The organism is Bacillus sp. FSL K6-0923 (genome assembly GCF_038630825.1).
GTDB lineage: Bacteria > Bacillota > Bacilli > Bacillales > Bacillaceae > Bacillus > Bacillus pumilus.
Window position 1 is genome coordinate 2,151,394 of sequence record NZ_CP152044.1, and the last position, 19,360, is coordinate 2,170,753.

General features: G+C 42.0%; 21 protein-coding genes and 1 other annotated feature. Of the genes, 9 read left to right on the forward strand and 12 right to left on the reverse strand.

Annotated features, from left to right (window positions below; all coding sequences use genetic code 11):
- Positions 1–72: 72 nt before the first annotated feature.
- Both MHI16_RS10905 and MHI16_RS10910 read right to left on the reverse strand, forming a co-directional pair.
- A complete protein-coding gene (locus MHI16_RS10905; RefSeq protein ID WP_003215790.1) occupies positions 73–312 on the reverse strand; it encodes a YqkC family protein in 240 nt (79 codons plus the stop codon).
- 12 nt (positions 313–324) lie between these two features.
- Positions 325–651, reverse strand: coding sequence for an iron-sulfur cluster biosynthesis family protein (locus tag MHI16_RS10910; protein ID WP_058014756.1), 327 nt, complete (start codon positions 649–651; stop codon positions 325–327).
- Between the two features lie 220 nt (positions 652–871).
- On the opposite strand from MHI16_RS10910, the gene MHI16_RS10915 reads away from it, so the two are divergent.
- Positions 872–1,579 (forward strand): expansin EXLX1 family cellulose-binding protein, encoded by a 708-nt coding sequence (locus MHI16_RS10915; RefSeq protein WP_058014755.1) that lies wholly within the window; start codon positions 872–874, stop codon positions 1,577–1,579.
- Positions 1,580–1,600: 21 nt separating this feature from the next.
- On the opposite strand, the gene MHI16_RS10920 is transcribed toward MHI16_RS10915, so the two are convergent.
- Both MHI16_RS10920 and MHI16_RS10925 read right to left on the reverse strand, forming a co-directional pair.
- On the reverse strand, positions 1,601–2,572 hold the full coding sequence (locus tag MHI16_RS10920) for a GNAT family N-acetyltransferase (protein ID WP_144462790.1): 972 nt from the start codon (positions 2,570–2,572) through the stop codon (positions 1,601–1,603).
- Positions 2,569–3,024 (reverse strand): GNAT family N-acetyltransferase, encoded by a 456-nt coding sequence (locus MHI16_RS10925; RefSeq protein WP_268466470.1) that lies wholly within the window; start codon positions 3,022–3,024, stop codon positions 2,569–2,571. The genes MHI16_RS10920 and MHI16_RS10925 overlap by 4 nt, the downstream gene beginning before the upstream one ends.
- Before the next feature lie 211 nt (positions 3,025–3,235).
- Here MHI16_RS10925 and MHI16_RS10930 point away from each other — a divergent pair, with 211 nt between their 5' ends.
- The 4 genes from MHI16_RS10930 to MHI16_RS10945 all read left to right on the forward strand — a co-directional run bounded on the left by MHI16_RS10930 (position 3,236) and on the right by MHI16_RS10945 (position 6,852).
- A complete protein-coding gene (locus MHI16_RS10930; RefSeq protein WP_061408447.1) occupies positions 3,236–3,685 on the forward strand; it encodes a YfmQ family protein in 450 nt (149 codons plus the stop codon).
- Positions 3,686–3,835: 150 nt separating this feature from the next.
- On the forward strand, positions 3,836–5,068 hold the full coding sequence (locus MHI16_RS10935; protein WP_058014752.1) for a DNA polymerase IV: 1,233 nt from the start codon (positions 3,836–3,838) through the stop codon (positions 5,066–5,068).
- A 15-nt stretch (positions 5,069–5,083) separates the two neighbouring features.
- Entirely contained in the window at positions 5,084–5,428 is a 345-nt protein-coding gene (locus MHI16_RS10940) for a YolD-like family protein (protein WP_058014751.1), read from the forward strand.
- A 188-nt stretch (positions 5,429–5,616) separates the two neighbouring features.
- A complete protein-coding gene (locus tag MHI16_RS10945) occupies positions 5,617–6,852 on the forward strand; it encodes an MFS transporter (protein ID WP_058014750.1) in 1,236 nt (411 codons plus the stop codon).
- A 31-nt stretch (positions 6,853–6,883) separates the two neighbouring features.
- Here MHI16_RS10945 and coaA read toward each other — a convergent pair whose 3' ends face one another.
- Complete coding sequence (gene coaA, locus MHI16_RS10950; RefSeq protein WP_058014749.1) at positions 6,884–7,843, reverse strand: type I pantothenate kinase; 960 nt, start codon at positions 7,841–7,843, stop codon at positions 6,884–6,886.
- A gap of 188 nt (positions 7,844–8,031) precedes the next feature.
- Between coaA and MHI16_RS10955 the strand changes: the two genes are divergently transcribed.
- Positions 8,032–9,360 carry a CoA-disulfide reductase gene (locus MHI16_RS10955; RefSeq protein ID WP_268466014.1) on the forward strand — a complete coding sequence of 443 codons (1,329 nt, stop codon included), beginning with the start codon at positions 8,032–8,034 and terminating at the stop codon, positions 9,358–9,360.
- Between the two features lie 67 nt (positions 9,361–9,427).
- Here MHI16_RS10955 and MHI16_RS10960 read toward each other — a convergent pair whose 3' ends face one another.
- Positions 9,428–10,204, reverse strand: coding sequence for an SDR family oxidoreductase (locus tag MHI16_RS10960; protein WP_180310553.1), 777 nt, complete (start codon positions 10,202–10,204; stop codon positions 9,428–9,430).
- Positions 10,205–10,216: 12 nt separating this feature from the next.
- Positions 10,217–11,167 carry an MBL fold metallo-hydrolase gene (locus MHI16_RS10965; RefSeq protein WP_268466017.1) on the reverse strand — a complete coding sequence of 317 codons (951 nt, stop codon included), beginning with the start codon at positions 11,165–11,167 and terminating at the stop codon, positions 10,217–10,219.
- Positions 11,168–11,336: 169 nt separating this feature from the next.
- Positions 11,337–11,548, forward strand: a binding site (T-box leader).
- Positions 11,549–11,589: 41 nt separating this feature from the next.
- Between MHI16_RS10965 and proC the strand changes: the two genes are divergently transcribed.
- Entirely contained in the window at positions 11,590–12,417 is an 828-nt protein-coding gene (proC, locus tag MHI16_RS10970; RefSeq protein ID WP_058014745.1) for a pyrroline-5-carboxylate reductase, read from the forward strand.
- A gap of 48 nt (positions 12,418–12,465) precedes the next feature.
- Here the strand turns inward: proC and MHI16_RS10975 are convergent, their stop codons facing one another.
- From MHI16_RS10975 to MHI16_RS10985, 3 genes are all read right to left on the reverse strand, one after another.
- Entirely contained in the window at positions 12,466–12,600 is a 135-nt protein-coding gene (locus tag MHI16_RS10975; protein WP_267903500.1) for a hypothetical protein, read from the reverse strand.
- Positions 12,601–12,614: 14 nt separating this feature from the next.
- Entirely contained in the window at positions 12,615–13,103 is a 489-nt protein-coding gene (locus MHI16_RS10980) for a DinB family protein (protein WP_058014744.1), read from the reverse strand.
- Positions 13,104–13,233: 130 nt separating this feature from the next.
- The gene (locus MHI16_RS10985; protein ID WP_268466022.1) at positions 13,234–14,847 is read right to left on the reverse strand and encodes a M20/M25/M40 family metallo-hydrolase; all 1,614 of its coding nucleotides are present in this window, start codon (positions 14,845–14,847) and stop codon (positions 13,234–13,236) included.
- A gap of 140 nt (positions 14,848–14,987) precedes the next feature.
- Here MHI16_RS10985 and namA point away from each other — a divergent pair, with 140 nt between their 5' ends.
- Both namA and MHI16_RS10995 read left to right on the forward strand, forming a co-directional pair.
- On the forward strand, positions 14,988–16,004 hold the full coding sequence (gene namA / locus MHI16_RS10990) for an NADPH dehydrogenase NamA (RefSeq protein WP_081042311.1): 1,017 nt from the start codon (positions 14,988–14,990) through the stop codon (positions 16,002–16,004).
- Between the two features lie 119 nt (positions 16,005–16,123).
- Positions 16,124–16,888 (forward strand): alpha/beta hydrolase, encoded by a 765-nt coding sequence (locus MHI16_RS10995; RefSeq protein ID WP_058014742.1) that lies wholly within the window; start codon positions 16,124–16,126, stop codon positions 16,886–16,888.
- 45 nt (positions 16,889–16,933) lie between these two features.
- On the opposite strand, the gene MHI16_RS11000 is transcribed toward MHI16_RS10995, so the two are convergent.
- On the reverse strand, positions 16,934–18,241 hold the full coding sequence (locus MHI16_RS11000) for an aminotransferase class I/II-fold pyridoxal phosphate-dependent enzyme (RefSeq protein WP_268466025.1): 1,308 nt from the start codon (positions 18,239–18,241) through the stop codon (positions 16,934–16,936).
- A gap of 139 nt (positions 18,242–18,380) precedes the next feature.
- A complete protein-coding gene (gene rnz / locus MHI16_RS11005; RefSeq protein WP_268466026.1) occupies positions 18,381–19,310 on the reverse strand; it encodes a ribonuclease Z in 930 nt (309 codons plus the stop codon).
- Positions 19,311–19,360: the final 50 nt, after the last annotated feature.

Sequence of the window (19,360 nt, forward strand, 5' to 3'; positions counted from 1 at the left end):
CAGATTAGACATTCTCAGCTGCTTGGTGAGGTGATGAAGACACGAAAAAAGCCCTTTTGTCAAAAAGGGCTTTTATAATACATCTGTTACCTGTTCCATATTCTCTTTGATCCAATTGACAGCTAATTCGAGTGTTGGAAACTCTTCCGTTTCAAATGTGACTTCATCCTGAAGAAGCCAAACATCCTTTTTCACCGAATCCATTCCACCTATTGACCAGTGCAAAAGGGTATAGGGATGATTGTTATTTAAAAACGACACCCATGTTTTATTTTGTGCCGTGTTTTGTATCACTCTAAGCTTCTGATCCACTACGTTTCCACCTTACTTTACAAGTATGCCCATTCTTGGACTGAGTATTTGCTGAGGACTTTTCAGCATCAATGTATTGGCTTTTTTATTAAAATCGATGGTCATTTCCTCATCAAAAAATACCTTCTGTGCAATGTGTATATATAGTTTTAAATGTTGGCTATTTTTAAGTTGTTCCCATTCACCTGTTCTTTCACTTGTTAACCAAAGCATTGGTACGCCACTCACTGCACAGCCACAACCTTCTGAATCGTAGCGAAGCAGTAATTCCTTAGTTTCGTTTTCTATTTGCTGTTTTTTTATATATGTTTTAGCCAGTTCTGTGATGTGAATATACATGGAGAACATCCTTTTTAAATTGATGCTTACATTGTAACACATAAAACACCATAAAACATGACACACGACTACACGACTAAATCCGAAAATCATATTCTTTGAAATACACGCTCTTCTCACTAGGATTATATCTATCTATTGACTCTTTTCGCTTCTTGTTTTTTAGAATTATACTGATGACGCTACCAATTTCAAAAGAATAAACAGGAGGTTTTAGATCGTGAAAAAAAGATTATCTCTCTGCTTCATCGGGGCACTGATATTTATGTTGAGTTTCGCTGTGCCAAACATGAAAGCGTCATCTGTCCTTGATGAAGTACGAGAAAGCTATGCGACTTATACGGGATCTGGTTACTCAGGGGGCGCTGCATTATTAGATCCTATTCCATCTGACATGGAAATTACGGCTTTAAATCCTCATGACTATAACTATAAAGGGGTAAATGCGGCACTTGCAGGCGCTTACCTTGAAGTAAAGGGTCCAAAAGGAAAAACCGTTGTGTATGTAACCGATAAATATCCAGAAGGAGCAAAAGGAGCTCTTGATCTTTCTCCTAATGCCTTTGCCAAAATCGGTAATATGGCAGATGGGAAAATCCCAATTAGTTGGAAAATTGTAAAAGCACCGATTAGCGGAAATGTAGCTTACAGAATAAAAGAAGGCAGCAGTGAGTGGTGGGCTGCGATTCAAGTGCGCAATCATAAATATCCGATTATGAAAATGGAATATTACAAAGATGGACAATGGGTGAACATGGAAAAGACAGACTACAACCATTTCCTTGGATTTAATATGGGGTCTAAATCTCTTCCTGTTCGAATCACAGATATCCGCGGGGTCATTGTAAAGGATAAATTACCCGCTCTTCCATCTACTGCTGCTTCACAGGCCTATATTGTAAAAGGCAATGTTCAGCTTCCTAATTAACGAGGAAAAGAGGTAGCTTATTTAAAGAGCTCCCTCTCTTCCTTCTCTATCCCAGTGATATGCCTCATTTTCTATTTCTTTTATGATTTCATTCTTTCCTGCCATATAGCTTTGTATATCTTCCGGATACTGATTTGCTAATTGTTCCTTGACAGACGCATACGCTACAGCTCGTTCTGGATGGGCCCTTAAGTAATCTCGAAACAATAAATGCCTTTTCACATCAGGGTGATTTCTCTCATAAACATGGACATGATGCGTACGATTCAAGCCACCCTTTTGAAAAAAACGTCTCCCTTTTATGCCATTTTCACCTAGCGCTTGATATCCAAGATGTTCAAAGCTCTCTCTTTTTCTATCGATCTCTTTTATATGACTTACTTCTATTAAGATATCAATAATTGGTTTGGCAACAAGTCCTTCAACTGACGTACTACCAATATGATGTCCTTCTATCCAGCTCTTTTGAATGATTTGCTTGAGTTGCTGCTTTTCTTGATGGAATTCTTCATGCCACTCTTTTTTGAATTCGACAACCTCAACCTTTCGCCTCGGGGTCCATGTCATTTTTGATAAGGTGAGCTCTTTTGCAACATGAATCACACCTGTTTCAAGAAACCCTAACTTTTCATACAGCTTTTTTGCAGGGGTGTTTTTTTGCCCTGTGGTCAGTTCTATAGGGACATTTTTCTCCATAATTGTGGACATAAGTCTTGTTCCAATACCCTGCTTTAGCGCTTTTGGATGTACAGCCAATCGACTAATGATCAAATAATCTTTCTGCTCTTCATAAGAGGCAACACCTAGTAAGATTCCCTTTTGCTCAAAACCAATAAATTGCTCTTTTGCTTTCATTACATCTTGAATGGTCTCTTTTAATGGTGGGAGATCGGCATAGCCAATTTGCTCAGCTTCTTGTTGGTATGCAGCTAGTTGAATATGTAAGATCTGCTTTGCTACATCACTTATTGTTTGATCTAAATTGACAATCATTGCATTGCCTCTAATTTTTTCACAAATAAAACACGATCTTCATTTATTCCATCATAGTCTGAAAACACGGAGATTCCTTCTACAGTTTTGTCCCCTTTTTCAATTTGAAAGCCCAATTTTGCATGATAGGCAATCGATACTTTATTTACAGGGGCTGTTACCGCTTTAATGGTTGTTCTTCCTTCCTGTTTTGCCACATCATAAAAGGCTTGATATAGGATTTTTCCTATCTTTAATTTCCGATGGTCTGGATGTACACCTACAAAATGAATGTAGGCTTCATCTGAATGAGATTGCGATAAAAAACCGACTAAAAAGCCTATCAGTTCACCTTTTTCAACGACGACAAAACTTGTTTGCTGAAAATGTTCAAAAAATAGCTTCGGCAATTTTGCGCGCAAATCTCTACCTCCCCACCACTCTCTTTTTTCACAAAAAACTGTTGTTTCAATAGTCTACCTGTCCGATTTATTGTTTGTAAAGATCACGTGTCAACCTTTTTCCTTTCAGCTTTGTTGATTCTTCGTTCTTTCGCGGTCATCTCCTTTTAAATCTTCACACTTATTTCAAAAAGTTCACTTTTTGTGCGAAAGTTTCATTCTTTTGGTATGTTAAGATGGTTCATATAGGAAATGTAACAAATGTTTATTGGAGATGATGATATTGGTTTGGATTGTTACTTCACTTGTTGTGTTTAGTCTTTTAAAGCTTCTTGTCACTTCGCTGCCTTCTGGTGTTGTGGAACGCCTTTTTAGCCGTTATGCAGTGCATGCAAAAGTAACAAGTGATCAAACAACGATCATGTTTGAAGATCGTCCGCTCGATGATCAGCAAGCATCTGAAATTATTCAACATTTTAATGATGCGATCTTTATTGAACGCTATTATATTTATCCTGGTGATGAAGAACGCTTTCTTCGTCCGCAGGAAGGGCCTGCGCCGCTTACTATGCAAACAAAGCTTGGCAAGCATGATGTGACCCTTTATCTGTATCATTACGATGACCACGTGGATGTGGTGCGGCAATTTACTCATAAGCCTAAGAAAAAACTGACGGCCTATCGTTTGCGTTCTGAGCCGCTCCAAACATCTTACAATTTAGCACATGCTTAAAAATATGTTTGATCAAATGAGACGAAGTGGAAGACACTTCGTCTTTTTTATATGGTTTTACACTCTTTTCTTTGAATGATTTACCAGTATCAATTTCGCCTCTTGACGGTTACAATAAATACAGAACATACGTTCTAAGAGGTGAAAATAATGAATGAACGAGCCATTCTGCTTGTGGATATGCAATCGTTTTATGCGTCAGTCGAAAAAGTGGAGGCTCCCCACTTGAAGGATGTACCGCTCATCGTTTCTGGAGATCCTGAGCGGCGGAGCGGGGTCGTACTTGCTGCCTGCCCGCTTGCTAAAAAACGGGGCGTACAAAATGCATCAAGATTATGGGAAGCACAGGAGAAATGCCCCGAAGCTGTCGTCGTACGCCCCCGTATGCAGCGTTATCTTGATATCTCTGTCATGATCACAGAGCTGCTTGAACAATACACAGATCTTGTCGAACCGTATTCAATTGATGAACAATTTCTCGATATTACAGGTAGTCTGACACTACTCGGTTCTCCCCGTGAGATCGCTCAAAATATACAAACAACCATTATGAACCAGACGGGTATTTACGCACGTGTTGGCATCGGTCCTAATAAAGTGCTCGCCAAAATGGCCTGTGACCATTTTGCTAAAAAAAACACATCTGGCATTTATGAACTTCGCGCAGACAGTGTTGCGGCTGATTTATGGCCGCTTCCGATTGGAAAATTATTTGGCGTTGGTAAACGAATGGAGCACCATTTAAAACGAATGGGCATCAGTACCATTGGGACGCTTGCTGCTTATCCGTTAGACCGGCTTAAAAAACGCTGGGGAATCAACGGAGAGCTTTTGCAGCGAACAGCATTAGGGCATGATCCCTCTCCGGTTACCATTCACACACATAATGAACAAAAAGCGGTGGGACATCATATGACTCTCCCCCATGATTATGCGTCTTTTGAGGATATCAAAGTCTCTCTTCTTGAATTGAGCGAAGAAGTGGCAAGACGTGCACGCTTTAAGCATTATCTTGGTCAAACAGTGTCTGTTGGCGTGAGAGGCGCTGATTTTTCTCACCCGACCGGATTTCATAGACAAACTAAGCTTCATTCGCCTACACAGTACGGGAGAGATATTGCAGACGCAGCCATTCAGTTATGCCAGCAGCACTGGGATGGTCAGCCCATTCGAAGTGTCGGTATTACTCTCTCACAGCTGCAGTCTGACAGTCAGTATCAGCTAAATTTATTTGATCATCATGTTCAAAAAGACAAACTCAGCAAAGTATTTGATGCGATCCACATAAAGTATGGGCCTGCTGCCTTGCTGCACGCTTCGTCACTGACAAGCGCAGGGCAGGCGTATCACCGCGCCGAAAAAATTGGCGGACATTACAAATAACGGAGGCGAACAGCCATGAATCCCAATAAATTAACACCTGGATACAACCTCATGTGGGAATCAAGCCGAATGATGCTTCCAGAGCACCGGGAGCAGCTGCTTGCTCAAAAACGGAAGAAAAAAGAATACATCCCTCTCCCGCTGAGCACCGATCAACTGGAGGAAATGAATTTTTTGATCACACAGTCGATTACCGAGGATCAAGCGATTTGCGTGACATATGCCGTAGAAGGTAGGAAAGAGCAGTTTTGGGGCTGGGTAAAAGCCATTCATTATGAAACGCAGCGCATAAAAATCATCAATGATGAAGATGTTCTCAACCTGTCCTTGCAGCAAATCGTCGCGATCGACCTTGATTAAATGGGGTCAAATGACCGCACGAATCAGTGTCATAAAAGCACCGGAATAAAAAAGCACGCGTCTTCAAATACGAGCTAATCAAGCTTCTCTGCCATATGGCGGATGTCCCCTCCATCAAATTGTGTATTTAATTTGCACAATTTTTCATGTATGATTGGAACATCTTACAAACTCAGGGGAGAAACAGCATGAAAAATAACTTACGTACACTACATCCGCTTAGTTGGACGATCATCATCGGCACCATATTTGGCCGAATGGCGACGTCCATGAGCATTCCTTTTTTGGCCGTTTATTTAACACAAGTCAAAGGCGCCTCAGCTTCTTCTGCTGGATTAATCATTGCCGTTAGCTCTCTGATTGGGATCGTTGCGAGTTTTTACGGTGGATATATTTCTGATCGTATCGGAAGAAAAAAGGTCATGCTTCTATCAATCTTCGGTTGGACACTTGTCTTTGTTGGCTTTGCATTTGCAGATGCCATTTGGGTCTTCTTTATCATGAACGCTTTAAACGGACTGTGCCGGGCACTGTTTGAACCAACATCTAAGGCGCTCTTATCTGATGTCACCCCATCAAGTATTCGGTTGTTTGTGTTTAATTTACGGTATACAGCCATTAACATTGGTGTCATTTTCGGCCCGCTGCTTGGCTTATATCTTGGGTCATCAAAAACGACTTTTCCATTTCTCGTCGCTGCCCTCATTTACTTGTTATACGGATTAACGCTGGCATGGCAATTTCAAAAGCATCCAGTGGCTGCTCCAGAAAGCACCAAACAAATCGGTGTCAAAAAAGCTCTTTCCATTATTCAGAAAGATACGGTCTTTAGCATCATCCTCATTGGCGTTACTTTATGTTCGTTTGGCTATTCGCATCTAAGTTCAACACTGCCTCAATATTTATCAGCATCGCCTATGATTGAGGATGGCCCTAAGCTATTTGGTTATCTTTTATCCTTAAACGCTGTTGTTGTCATTGTCATTCAGTACCCGCTGATTATGATCGCCAAGCGCTATTCAACGATTTTGTCGTTAACGACTGGGAACTTGCTTCTAGCAGGCAGTTTGTTTGCCATTGCTTTTTCACAAAGTCTCGGTGCGCTTGCTTTTATCATTGTCGTGTTTACGATTGGTGAAGTACTGCTCTTTGCAATGATGGATCTGTTTGTGGACAATATTGCAAAACCTGAAATGAAAGGATCATACTTCGGCGCAATGGGGTTTTCTCAGCTAGGCAGCGTCGTCGGACCGTTTGTCGGAGGATTGTGTATTGATTTATTTGGTGCATCCCATCCCCTTTCCATTTTTTCAGTCTTGGCGATTGTCACTGCTGCAGGCGTTCCGTTCTTACTCATCGGATACTACCGCCTAAAAAAACGAACGGCGGCTGCCGTCGCTGTAAAAGTAAGTGGAGGTCACTAAAAAAAACCGCTCTCGTTTGAGCGGTTTTTCTTTATACTCGGCGGATGGCGATCTCTTCCACCTTATGCTGATCGCCTTTTTTTAAAATGAGATCAGCTCGATATTTTGTCGGTAAAATATTTTGATATAAATTAGGGCGATTGACAGTATTCCAAATTGTGCTTGCCATGTGATCTGCCTCTTCATCCGTCAAATCTTTGTATTGATGAAAGAAGGATTCAGGGTCTTGGAAAGCTGTTTCCCTCAGCAAACGGAACCGTTCTTTATACCATGATTGAATTTGCGCTTCAGCAGCATCTACATAAATCGAAAAATCAAAGAAATCTGATACAAACACACGCGGTTCATCCTTCAGATCATCCAGCGCTGGGGATTGCAGCACATTGATTCCTTCAATGATGACAATATCGGCATCTTCCACCGTTTCATACACACCTTCAAGCCGGTCATAAGTCAGATGCGAATATACCGGGGCATGCACGGTTTGTTTCCCTGATTTTAATTCGTTTAAAAAAGACAACAAGGCTTTGACATCATAGCTTTCCGGGAAGCCTTTCTTTTCCATGAGTCCTCGATCCTTTAATTCTTTTTGAGGATACAAAAAGCCATCTGTTGTCACAAGACTCACTTTCAGTCCATCTCCAAGCCTCGATAAAAGTGTTTCGATGATACGGGCCGTTGTGCTTTTCCCGACAGCCACACTTCCAGCAATCCCAATTAGAAAAGGAATTTTCGCATGATGCGGGTAGTTTAAAAAGGCATTCACATGCTGATTTTTTTGTTTTTCTGCAAAAACATGCAATGTCAAAAAACGAATAAGTGGTATGTAAATATCTTGAACTTCTTCAAGCGATAAATAGTCATTTAATCCTTGAAGTGCTCTTGCTTCCTCTTCTGAAACAGATACCGGCATATATTCTCCAAGAGCAGACCAAGCCTCTCTTGTATGACGTGTATATAAAGTATTAAAATCTAGTCGTGTGTCACTCAAAGTCTTTCCCACCAATCTTCACTAAACTCGTAACCAAAAAGACGATAATCCGATTGTAGCTTAAAATGAAGGCGCTGTCTTTATTTTTCCACTAAAGTTTGCTTCTTTTGCGAAAAAAAAGCATTAAAAAAAGGAAAATGAGGGTAAATAAGAGTATTCAGTTCGATAGATAGAAGGGAGCACACCAAATGAAATATGTGATCATTGGCGGAGATGCAGCAGGAATGAGCTGTGCTATGCAAATATATCGAGAGGACCCGGATGCACATATTGTCGCTTTTGAAAAAGGAGAGATTTTCTCATATGGACAGTGCGGCCTCCCCTACTTGATCGGCGGTCTCATTGATCACCACAGCAAGCTGATTGCACGCAGTGCTGAAACATTTCGCGACAAATACGGAATTGATGCTAGATGCTTACACGAAGTGACCTCCATTGACCCAAAGCAAAAAATGGTGTCAGGGGCTCATACGAAAACAAAAGAATCCTTTACCGAAAGCTATGACCGCCTCTTAATTGCGACAGGAGCAAGCCCCGTCACACTGAATTTAAATAATCAGCCGCTAGAAGGCGTACACGTATTAAAAACCATTCCGCATGCGCTGTCCATTTTAGACCACTTAAAACAAAATATCACACATGTCACCATTATCGGCGGTGGATATATCGGCTTAGAGCTGGCTGAAAATTTAAAAGCACTGGGAAAAAATGTACATATCATTCAGCGGGGTTCAACACTTGGTCCGGGCTTTGACCCCGATATGGCAAAGCACCTGAAAGAAGAGGCGGATGCCCAAGGCATTCACGTGACTCTCGGGGAAACCGTGCAGACATTAGAGGGCGAGTCACGTGTCACAGCTGTTCAAACAGACAAACAAACCATAAGAACAGATATGGTCATCATGGCCATCGGCGTCACCCCGCAAACCTCTTTTTTAGACAAAACAGGAATCAAACGACTTTCAAATGGTGCCATTGTTGTAAACGAATACATGCAAACCAATGTAAAAGATATCTATGCTGCCGGGGATTGCGCAGCCACTTATCACCGCATCAAACAATCACTCGATTATATTCCGCTCGGCACAACGGCGAATAAACAAGGAAGAATCGCTGGTTTTCATATGACGGGAACAAACCGGGCGTTTCAAGGCGTGACTGGAACTGCCGTCATGAAATTTATGAGCATGACAGCAGGACGAACGGGTTTATCTGAAAAGGAAGCACAAGCAGCTGATATTCCTTTTTCCACCATCACCATTGACAGTACAGATCACGCTGGATATTATCCAGATGCGCAAAAAATGAAAATCAAACTGCTTTACAGAAGTGATGACTACACCTTGCTCGGTGCCCAAATCATCGGAAGAAACGGTGTAGATAAACGGATCGATGTGATGGCAACTGCTCTTTACCAACAGCTAACCATAACAGATCTTGAAGATTTAGATATTAGCTATGCACCGCCTTTTAACAGTGTGTGGGACCCGCTTCAGCAAGCAGCAAGGCGGAGATAAAAAGACGGTCACAATGGCGGGCTTACTTCAAAAAAAAGAAACCAGTTCACGACCGGTTTCTTTTTTGTTATTTTTTCATCATCGCTTTGCGTGCTGCTTTTTCAAATAAAAATGGGAATAATTGATACAATTTACTGCCAGTGTTCATCCATCCAGGCAGATTAATCTCTCTTTTTTTCGTCATCATAGCGGATACGACCTTCCCCGCCACCTTGTCCGCACTAAGCATCATGAATTCAACATTCTTCACATATTCACCGCTGCGATCGGCGATGGTAAAGAAGTCAGTGGCAATCGGGCCTGGATTCACTGTGGTGACGTGAATGCCGATGTCTGACAGCTCCATTCTGAGGCTGTTTGAAAAGCCAAGGACGGCATGCTTGGATGCAGAATAAATGGCTGATTTCGGGGTGGCAATCTTTCCTGCCTGAGAGGCAATATTGATAATATGTCCATGTCCCCTTTGTTTCATCTCTGGAATGACCTTTTTCGTGCAGGCGATTAAACCAAACACGTTTACTTCAAACATCGACACCATTTCCTCAATGGACGCATCTTCAACGAGATCAAACGCACCAAAACCGGCATTGTTCACCAAAATGTCAACAGCCCCCACTTCTTTATATGCGCGATCAATGTCCTCAAGATGACTGACATCTAGCTCCACGATGTGACACACCCCGCCAGCACTCATAATCTTTTCTTTTACACCCACCAGCTTTTCAATTCGTCTTGCTGAAATAATGATCTCTGCGCCTTCTGCTGCTGCCAAGTACGCCATTTTTTCACCAATGCCGCCAGATGCGCCTGTAATCCATATTCTCTTTCCTGTTAATCGCCCCATGCGTTTCACTCCTTAGTTTGCCCTGTAATAGAGAATTCCATCTTTTTGCACTTCTTCAATTTGTCCAGCTTCTAAGAGGACATCCAGCTGCCCAACTGTCTCTGACATCGTTAAAAACAAGGCCTCTTCATACAGCACTGGAAATAGCTTGCGGCAAAGATGAAAGGCAGTCATTTCTTTTCGTTTAAGCAGCTGATACATCGCATTTGCCCGTTTTTCTTGTTTCTTAAATCTTTCTTCGATCAATTCATGATGAGACGTGATGAGCTGCCCGTGTCCTGGATAAATCGTCTTGATCGGCAGATGAAGTAATCGATTGAGTGATGCTTTATATTGAAGCAGCGATTTTTGGCGTTCCTCCCCTTCATACGGCGCTTCCATTAACGGGTTTGAGGAAATAGTCGTCAAAAGAAGGTCTCCACCAATGAAGTGGCCCGTTGTTTCATCTAGAAAGGAAAGATGAGATTGTGCATGTCCCGGTGTTTCCATGACGAAAAAATGTTCATGCCCTTTCAACCGATCGCCTTCTTTGATGACGTCATCTACATGTGCAGTACAGGAATATGTATAAGATTGCTTCACGATTCTTTCACACTCATCAGGGCGAAGCGGCACACCTAACTGCTGAAAAAAGTGTTTCGTAAAAGCAATTTGATGCTCTTTAAACACAGGGTCCTGGCTAATATACGGCTCATTTACCTCATGTCCGATCACACGAACATGAGGTTTCATCAGATTTAAAAGACCGACATGATCTGCATGATGATGGGTCAACACCACTTGATCAATATCGTCAATTGATAAACGATGCTCATGTAATTGCGTGACAAAGGCGTGCTCCGCCTCTTCTGTCATCGGCCCGCAGTCCACTAAAGTCACAGCTTCTCCTTTTAAAATATATGCATGTACATCCCCAACAGCAAAAGGGGTCGGGATAGATAATTGAATGATGTCTTCTTTCACTTTTTTATGTCATCTCCTGCTTTTTGACTCATGATTCATTGTCACTTCGTCTTCTTTATTCATTGTATCCTGCAAAGGGCAGACTGTCATGCGGTTTAGGCGGTCAATTTTTTTATCTGTCCCTATTGACACAAACTTGTCCATCGTTGCATAATGAACAACAAATATAAAATGCGTGATGACAAGGATTAGTAAGCAAAATAATGATGCAAGAGAGTGAGGTCCGCCGGCTGTAAGACCTCACCATCCTCTTATTTGCTGAACCTGCCCTTTGAGCTGTTAGGCAAACCTAAACGTTTCCCGCGTTAAGGGACTAGAGCTGAGTATGCATATTTGCATGCTAATTGAGGGTGGTACCGCGAAAAACCTTTCGTCCTTTTCAGGCGAGAGGTTTTTTTATTTTCTACAAGGAGGAGCGGCTTATGAGTAAAATTGGATTTATTGGTGCAGGCTCAATGGCAGAGTCGATGATGAAAGGTTTATTAAAAAGCGGCATCATGTCAAACGAAGATATTATTGTCACAAACAAAACGAATGAAAAACGTCTAGAAGAATTAAAGGTGCGTTATGGGGTCAAAACGGATTTCTCTCGTTCTTTTATTTATGAAGAAGCGGATATTCTCGTATTTGCTTTAAAACCGAAAGATGCTGAAAGCGGGATATCTGAAGTTCGGCCTCATTTACAAGGGCAGCTGATCATTTCGATTTTAGCAGGCATCTCAATTGAAACGATCCAACACTATGCTGGCGAGAAGACTGCAGTGGTTCGCGCGATGCCAAATACATCAGCCGCCATTCAGCAATCAGCAACAGGCATTTCTGTCAGTCAAGAAGTGACAGAGGATCAAAAGAATAAAGCAATCGAGCTGTTTGAAACGATCGGTCATGTGACGGTATTAGATGAATCACAGCTTAATGCTGTTACAGCTATTGCAGGAAGCGGTCCTGCCTTCATTTATCATTTGATTGAAGGAATGGAGCGAGGCGCTTCGGAACTTGGGATGGACCAAGCAACAGCGAAGCTGCTCATCTGCCAAATGATTGCGGGTGCCGCCAACATGCTTCAAAGCAGCGGTAAAGAACCTGCTGAACTGCGCAAAGAGATCACAAGTGAAGGCGGAACGACAGAAGCCGGCCTGAACACACTTGCTGCCTATCAATTTGAAGAAGCCGTTGTCGATTGTGTCAAAACCGCAACAAAACGAGCAGCAGAATTAAACGAAATGTTTTCAGCAAGCACGTATAAATGATAGAGAAAAGCACCTGTGTTGATGACAGGTGCTTTTTGACATACACATCTATTTTTTCTCACTAGCAACTTGATGCAAACTACCTGTTTCACACTTCGGTTCTTTTTTAGAAATGGCTTGTTCTAATAAAGAATTACGTGCCTGATAAAAATTCATATCGATTAACCATTCTTGATGCTTCACTAATTAGCACCTCCTCATGCAGATGATTCACTCATTGACATGATGGCTTTGATTTGATCGAGATGATGTAGTTCATGTAAGGCGATCGTTTCAGCTAATATTTGCACTGTCATCACCCCTTCTTCAGGATGCAGACCTGATTGCTCCCATGTATCGTTTTCTAATAGATGAAGTGTCTTGCTTCTTCTCTCTTTCAGTCTTTTAATCAATGCTTTGATTTCCTGTACGTTAAATCTTTCGTAAGCTCTTTCCTTCACATACATTTCAGGATCATACGATTGAAAAGGCGTATGGTCATTTGATATTGCTTGCTTTATTCGCTCTGACCAGACTTCTTCTGTATCATACAAATGCCCTGCAATTTGCTTGATCGACCACTTGCCCTCTCCCAAAGATTGATCTAGTGTGTGCTCATCACATGTCCCCACTAGCTGTTCTAGTTCACGGATACTTTCCTGAAGCGATGTAGTAATTTCTGTTTTTGTTAATTTTCCAGTTTCCATTTCATTCTCACCATCCTCTTCAAATAAATGTAAGTCATATTCTTTATCATACTCTATTTATCTAAGTCGTCGGATCGTTTATTTAAAAATAAAAAGCCCTATCATCACGATAGGGCTCTTCATCATATACTTACTTTTTCTCTAACAAAGCATGAATCGCTGAGTCTAATAATTCTGGCAAAATGCCAAATGAGAACGGGATGTGCAGGCGCTCTGTCCATTTGTGTGGGTCCTTTCCTAATGGACCCACGTTGATGACTGGAACGTAAAGTGCTCCCTTTTCTCCTTTCGGTAAAGAATAGCCTTTCTGGTAAAGCGGCATATTGGTCGTGTAATGCCCTACGTCCTGTTTTTCGAGCTGTAAGTAACTTAAATCAGACAATCCCGGAAAATATTTCACTTCTTCTATTTGAAGACCATAACTCTTCTTCGCCTCGATTTGAATCCTCTTTAAGGTTGCTTGGATATGCGGATCTTCCGTTGAGGAAACCGCTGGATAAAATGGCGGACTATAAAATAGAACAATGAGCGGCCCATCTTCCTTACAAAGCGTCGTCAGCTCAGAGACGATTTTGGTTGAAAAATCACGATCTCCAAGCTCACCTCGATTGGCGAACGCATAGTTTACAATGCGTTCAACCTCCTGTTTACCTGAGCGTTCAGCAGCTTTTTGATACAGCTCATGATACGTGAGAACGGTGATTCTCGTATCAATTGGTGTAAATGGTTTAAAGCGCTGAAAATCTGCTGTTTTTTGTTTGAGATCAGCTTCGATTTGGTCTGCTGCTTGTTTCGCCGTGTCATAAAGAAGCCCATGCAGTTCTTCACTTGAACGATTCATCATCAGCACATTAAATAAAGAAACAGCTGTGTGAGGTGTTTGAACGGAATAGGCTTCTTTTAAATCCTTTTGCATTAAGTTAGTTGGAGGCGGCGTAACTTCTCCATCTACTTCCTCACAATAATCACTATTCAGCTCTAACAGCCGGTTTAATGCAGATACCATAAAATTCGCATTTAAGCCTGAGAACGGCTCTCCTACATGTGTTTCAATTCCTTTGCAGAAAAATCCGGCCAGCACCTTCCCTATACTCCCTGTATACATATAATAATGTTCATCACCTGGATACTTTTCAAACATAGGCTCACTGTTTAAGCACGCGGTATAGTCAAGGTCATGCTTTTCCTTAAGCTCCTTTAGTTTTGGAACAGCTTCAAGCATTCCTTGAGAATTCACTTCTTCATCTGGGACTGTGACGAGTAGGACATTTCCATCAAATGTCTCTGCCATCGCTCTTTCCAGCATAGACAGCTGTACAGTAAGACCTGCCTTCATATCCATGGCACCTCTTCCAAACAACCAGTCACCTGAAGCTAGATCTTCTCTTGCTCTTTTTGGGAGAAGCGCACTTTTTTGAGAAAATGAGGCCATTAACTCCTCTGGCTTGCATGCCATGTTTTGAAATTCACCGTAATCTTCTGTATCGACAACATCGAAATGACTAAGCAGCAAAACGGTACGAGAAAGAGAACGGCGCTTTACAAGCGCCGTTAAATAATACCGGCCATCTTTCATCGGATGCAAAGCCAAATGATCAGGATTCTGCTTGTAATAAGGCCGCTCCCTCAGTAAATAATATAAATATTCAGCTAACTCAACTTCTCCAGTTGTACCCGATATGCTTTCATACTGCATAAGAGCTGTGAGCAGTTCCTTTCGTTCACTCTCTGTTTGCCATTTCATTCGTTCTCCCCCTTTGCTTTCTCTATTTCTCCATTATACAAAAACGTGTATAAAAGCTATATTCTTTGAGCACCTTTTATGACGAAAGTTTGAATGGCTGTTATAATCGGCTATACAATTCTATGAGGAGGCGAAGGTATTTGGAAACAAAACTCTTTTCACCTTGGACATTAAAAGGTGTTACGCTCAAAAACCGCATCGTAATGTCCCCGATGTGTATGTATTCATCCTATGATCGGGATGGGAAATTACAGCCTTTCCACTTTACACATTATATTTCCCGTGCCCAAGGTCAAGCTGGCCTGATCATGGTGGAGGCAAGTGCCGTTTCCCCCGAGGGAAGAATTAGTGATCAAGACCTCGGAATTTGGAGTGATGAGCACATTGAAGGCTTCGCTTCATTAAATGAACAAATCAAAGCATACGGAACCAAGACAGCCATCCAGCTGGCTCATGCAGGACGTAAAGCTGAACTAGATGGTGACATCCTGGCACCATCTAGCATTCCATTTGATGAACAGTCTAAAACCCCTGTCCAGATGTCCGTCGATCAAATCAAAGATACTGTTCAGGCGTTTCAGGATGCAGCAGTCCGGGCAAAAAAGGCCGGCTTTGACATCATTGAAATTCATGGGGCGCATGGCTATTTGATTAATGAATTCCTTTCACCGCTGGCAAATCATCGAACAGATGATTATGGCGGTTCACCAGAGAACCGTTATCGTTTCTTAAGAGAAGTCGTCGATGCAGTCAATGAAGTATGGGACGGCCCATTATTTGTCCGTGTGTCGGCTTCTGATTACACGACAAAAGGACTTGATATTGCTGATTACATTGGCATTGCTACATGGCTGAAGGAACAAGGTGTCGACTTAATCGATGTCAGCTCAGGCGCTGTCGTACAGGCGAAAATCAGCACATTCCCTGGCTACCAAGTGACCTTCGCAGAAAAAATCAAAGCAGGTGCCGGTATTCAAACAGGTGCTGTCGGTCTGATCACATCTGGTGTACAGGCAGAGGAGATTTTACGAAATCAGCGTGCAGACTTAATTTTTATAGGCAGAGAATTTTTACGGGATCCATACTTCCCAAAAACAGCTGCTGAAGAGCTTCGTACATCCATCGAAAGCCCGCGTCAATATGACCGCGCTTGGTAAAAATGCATAGGAAAAAGGTGTCTATTTTTTGAAATAGGCATCTTTTTTGTTTTTAAGAGAAACATATCTGCCTTTTGTGCCGTCTTTTAGCTAAAGAACCACTTAGAGGAGATGGAAGAATGAACTCGGCAATGATTGAAAGAATGTATCATATAGATGGACATCATTTTTATACAAAACATCGTCAGGGCAAAAGGCAAGCCACCATTATCTTTGAAGCAGGCTACGGCATTTCGGGTGATACGTGGTCGAATATGGCCCGCGATATCGATCCTGAGCTTGGGGTTTTCTTATACGATCGATTAGGAAATGGAAAAAGCAGTGAGAGCAGTGAAGGAAGAACATTGCATGATCTTGCAGATGATTTAGATGCGCTGCTAAAAGAAGCCAATATCCAGCCGCCTTTTCTCATTGTGGCTCACTCATTTGGCTCTCTTGTCAGCCGGTTATGGGCAAGCCGCAGAGGGGATGACGTCATTGGCATGGTGCTGTTAGACCCAGCAAGTGAGGAGCAAGAGCAGGTGATCCTGCCGCTTTTATCAAAGGAAGAACGCACCTCATATATGGCGCAGTTTACAGCAGAATGTACGCATGAGGATTTTCAGCAAATGCTCAGCACAATGAAAGAGGAGCAAACCCATTATGGGATGATGCCGCTCCTTGTCATTTCATCAGGTAAGAGCCGATTGTTTCATCCAGCACACGAGGCATGGCTCAGACTTCATAAACGGATGCTGTCTTTGTCATCCCAAAGCGGATGGATTCAAGCGCAGAACAGCTCGCACTATATTCATCATGATGAACCGCATATTGTGCAGCTTGCGATCTATGATGTATGGTGCGCAGCCAAACAACCTGTTTCCTATTATCAAACAGCCAATTAAAAACAAAAACTCCTTGACTAGTTTTGCGTCAAGGAGTTTTTTTCTTTATGCCGTTGGAGCTGACTGACTTTTTTTAGACAGCAACTTTTCAATGCTGACAAGCTGAACACATAATGTAAAGATGTCAATCGCTTGCTCTAGTTCTTCAAGTGATGGGAAGGTTGGCGCAATGCGAATGTTACGATCAAGCGGGTCTTTTCCATAAGGATAAGTCGCGCCTGCACCTGTCATGGTCACACCAGCTTCTTTTGCCTTTTGCACAACAGCTTTTGCACAATGATCAAGTGTATTTAAACTAATAAAATATCCGCCATTTGGCTTGTGCCATTCTGCAATGTCCTTCCCGCCAAGTGTTTCATCAAGAATGGAAAGAACGAGGTCAAACTTTGGCTTAATGATCGCTGCATGTTTTCTCATATGTTCCTTCAAGCCTTCTGGATTCTTGAAGAAACGAAGGTGTCTTAATTGATTGATTTTGTCTGGTCCGATCGTTTGAATCGATAATTGTTTTTGAGTGAAGCTCACATTATCCGGGCTAGATGCCATGAGTGCAATACCTGAGCCTGGGAATGTAATTTTAGAAGTAGATGCAAACATAAATACACGATTAGGGTGCCCTGCTTCCTCTACTGCTTGAAAAATATCTTTTAACGTATCAGGCGTATCAGTTAGGTGATGGACTGCGTATGCATCATCCCAAAAAATGCGGAAGTCGTCTGCTTTTGTTTTCATCGAAGCAAGGCGGTCAACCACCTCATCTGAATACGTAATGCCATCTGGGTTGCTATATTTTGGTACACACCAAATGCCTTTAATCGCTTCATCCTCTGCGACCAATTTTTCGACCTGATCCATATCAGGTCCATCAGCTTTCATATCTACCGTGATCATCTCTATGTTAAATAGCTCACAAATGGAAAAGTGACGGTCATATCCTGGGCTTGGTGCAAGGAATTTTACCTTTGGTAGCTTTCCCCAAGGTGTTTTGCTGTCATATACGCCGTGGGTCATGGCACGGTCAATGGTATCGTGCATCATATTCAGGCTGGAATTACCGCCGATGATGATTTGTTCTGGCTTCAGATTGAGCACATCTGCAAAAAATGTCTTCGTTTCAGGAAGCCCTGTCAAACCGCCATAGTTACGCACATCTGTGCCATCTTCAGCCGTCATCGCATCCTTTGATGTCACAACATCGAGCATACCCATAGACAAATCGAGCTGTTTTGGTGAAGGTTTTCCTCTAGACATGTCTAAGTGTAAGTTTTTACTTTTATACGTTTCGTACTCATTTTGTAGTGCTGCATATAGGTCATTTAATTCTGCTTCACTTAACGCTGTAAAACCGCTCATCTTTGATTGTGCCTCCCGTATTCTTCATAGTTTCATTCGTCATTTGTTTTTTCTTCACCATTTTACCACTACCTGAAAAAGAGAGTCATTATAAATATCAAAAAAATCACACAACTTTTTTTGACGATTCATCCAATTTTTACAGGGTGCGGTCAATGGAAAAAGAAGAGAAATCCTGTGCAGCTTCTGTCAGCGGGAATATATCGCGTGCCTCTTTCAATAGTTGTTTTAGTACCTCTTCTCCTTGGTAACGTGCACTAATATGGGTCAAAATTAATCTTTTTGCGCCTGCTTCCTGCGCTGTTTTCGCTGCTTGTTCTGTCGTGCTGTGATAATAATTGTAGGCTAGCTCAGCATCTTCTTTACCAAATGTTGCTTCATGGACTAACACATCCGCATCCTTGGCAAGCCTTGTTATATTCTCGCATAAACGGGTATCTCCTGAAAATGCAACGATTCTCCCTTTTTTAGGGGGTTCCAAATAATCGCTTCCATCAATGATTCTTCCATCTTCGAGTGTCACGGTTTCCCCATTTTTTAACTTCTGATACAAAGGTCCAGGTTTTACACCGATTTCTTTTAGATCTTCGGCTTTTAATGCACCTGGTACATCTTTTTCTACTACCCGATAGCCGTAAGCTGGAATCCCGTGAGATACTCTTCTTGCTTCTACTTGAAAGGTATCATCTTCAAATACGATCCCTTCATCTATCTCTATGATATGCAGCGGATATGTCAAATGCGTTTGTGTAGCTGAAAGTGCTGCGTTCACAAACGCTTTGATGCCCTTAGGTCCATAGATCGTTAGTTCATCTTCTCCGCCTTGGAAGGATCTGCTCCCAAGCAGTCCTGGGAGACCGTATACATGATCACCATGCATATGAGTGATAAATATTTTCTCAATCTTTCTCGGTTTAATCGTTGTATGTAATATTTGATGCTGCGTCGCTTCTCCGCAATCAAAAAGCCACACTGCTTTTCTTTCTTCTAAAAGCTTTAGCGCAGTGCAAGTGACGTTTCTAGTTTTCGCAGGAATGCCTGCACCCGTTCCTAAAAAGAGCAGTTCCATTACTTTTCCTCCTAAAGCCGGTATACAATATCTTTATTCATATAGAATAC

Bases quoted from the DNA above. Each gene is read 5' to 3' on its own strand.
- MHI16_RS10910 (WP_058014756.1), bottom strand. From the start codon at position 651: ATGTATATTCACATCACAGAACTGGCTAAAACATATATAAAAAAACAG.
- MHI16_RS10920 (WP_144462790.1), bottom strand. From the start codon at position 2,572: ATGATTGTCAATTTAGATCAAACAATAAGTGATGTAGCAAAGCAGATC.
- MHI16_RS10935 (WP_058014752.1), top strand. From the start codon at position 3,836: ATGAATGAACGAGCCATTCTGCTTGTGGATATGCAATCGTTTTATGCG.
- MHI16_RS10940 (WP_058014751.1), top strand. From the start codon at position 5,084: ATGAATCCCAATAAATTAACACCTGGATACAACCTCATGTGGGAATCA.
- MHI16_RS10945 (WP_058014750.1), top strand. From the start codon at position 5,617: ATGAAAAATAACTTACGTACACTACATCCGCTTAGTTGGACGATCATC.
- MHI16_RS10955 (WP_268466014.1), top strand. From the start codon at position 8,032: ATGAAATATGTGATCATTGGCGGAGATGCAGCAGGAATGAGCTGTGCT.
- MHI16_RS10960 (WP_180310553.1), bottom strand. From the start codon at position 10,204: ATGGGGCGATTAACAGGAAAGAGAATATGGATTACAGGCGCATCTGGC.
- proC (WP_058014745.1), top strand. From the start codon at position 11,590: ATGAGTAAAATTGGATTTATTGGTGCAGGCTCAATGGCAGAGTCGATG.
- MHI16_RS10980 (WP_058014744.1), bottom strand. From the start codon at position 13,103: ATGGAAACTGGAAAATTAACAAAAACAGAAATTACTACATCGCTTCAG.
- MHI16_RS10985 (WP_268466022.1), bottom strand. From the start codon at position 14,847: ATGAAATGGCAAACAGAGAGTGAACGAAAGGAACTGCTCACAGCTCTT.
- MHI16_RS10995 (WP_058014742.1), top strand. From the start codon at position 16,124: ATGAACTCGGCAATGATTGAAAGAATGTATCATATAGATGGACATCAT.
- MHI16_RS11000 (WP_268466025.1), bottom strand. From the start codon at position 18,241: ATGAGCGGTTTTACAGCGTTAAGTGAAGCAGAATTAAATGACCTATAT.
- rnz (WP_268466026.1), bottom strand. From the start codon at position 19,310: ATGGAACTGCTCTTTTTAGGAACGGGTGCAGGCATTCCTGCGAAAACT.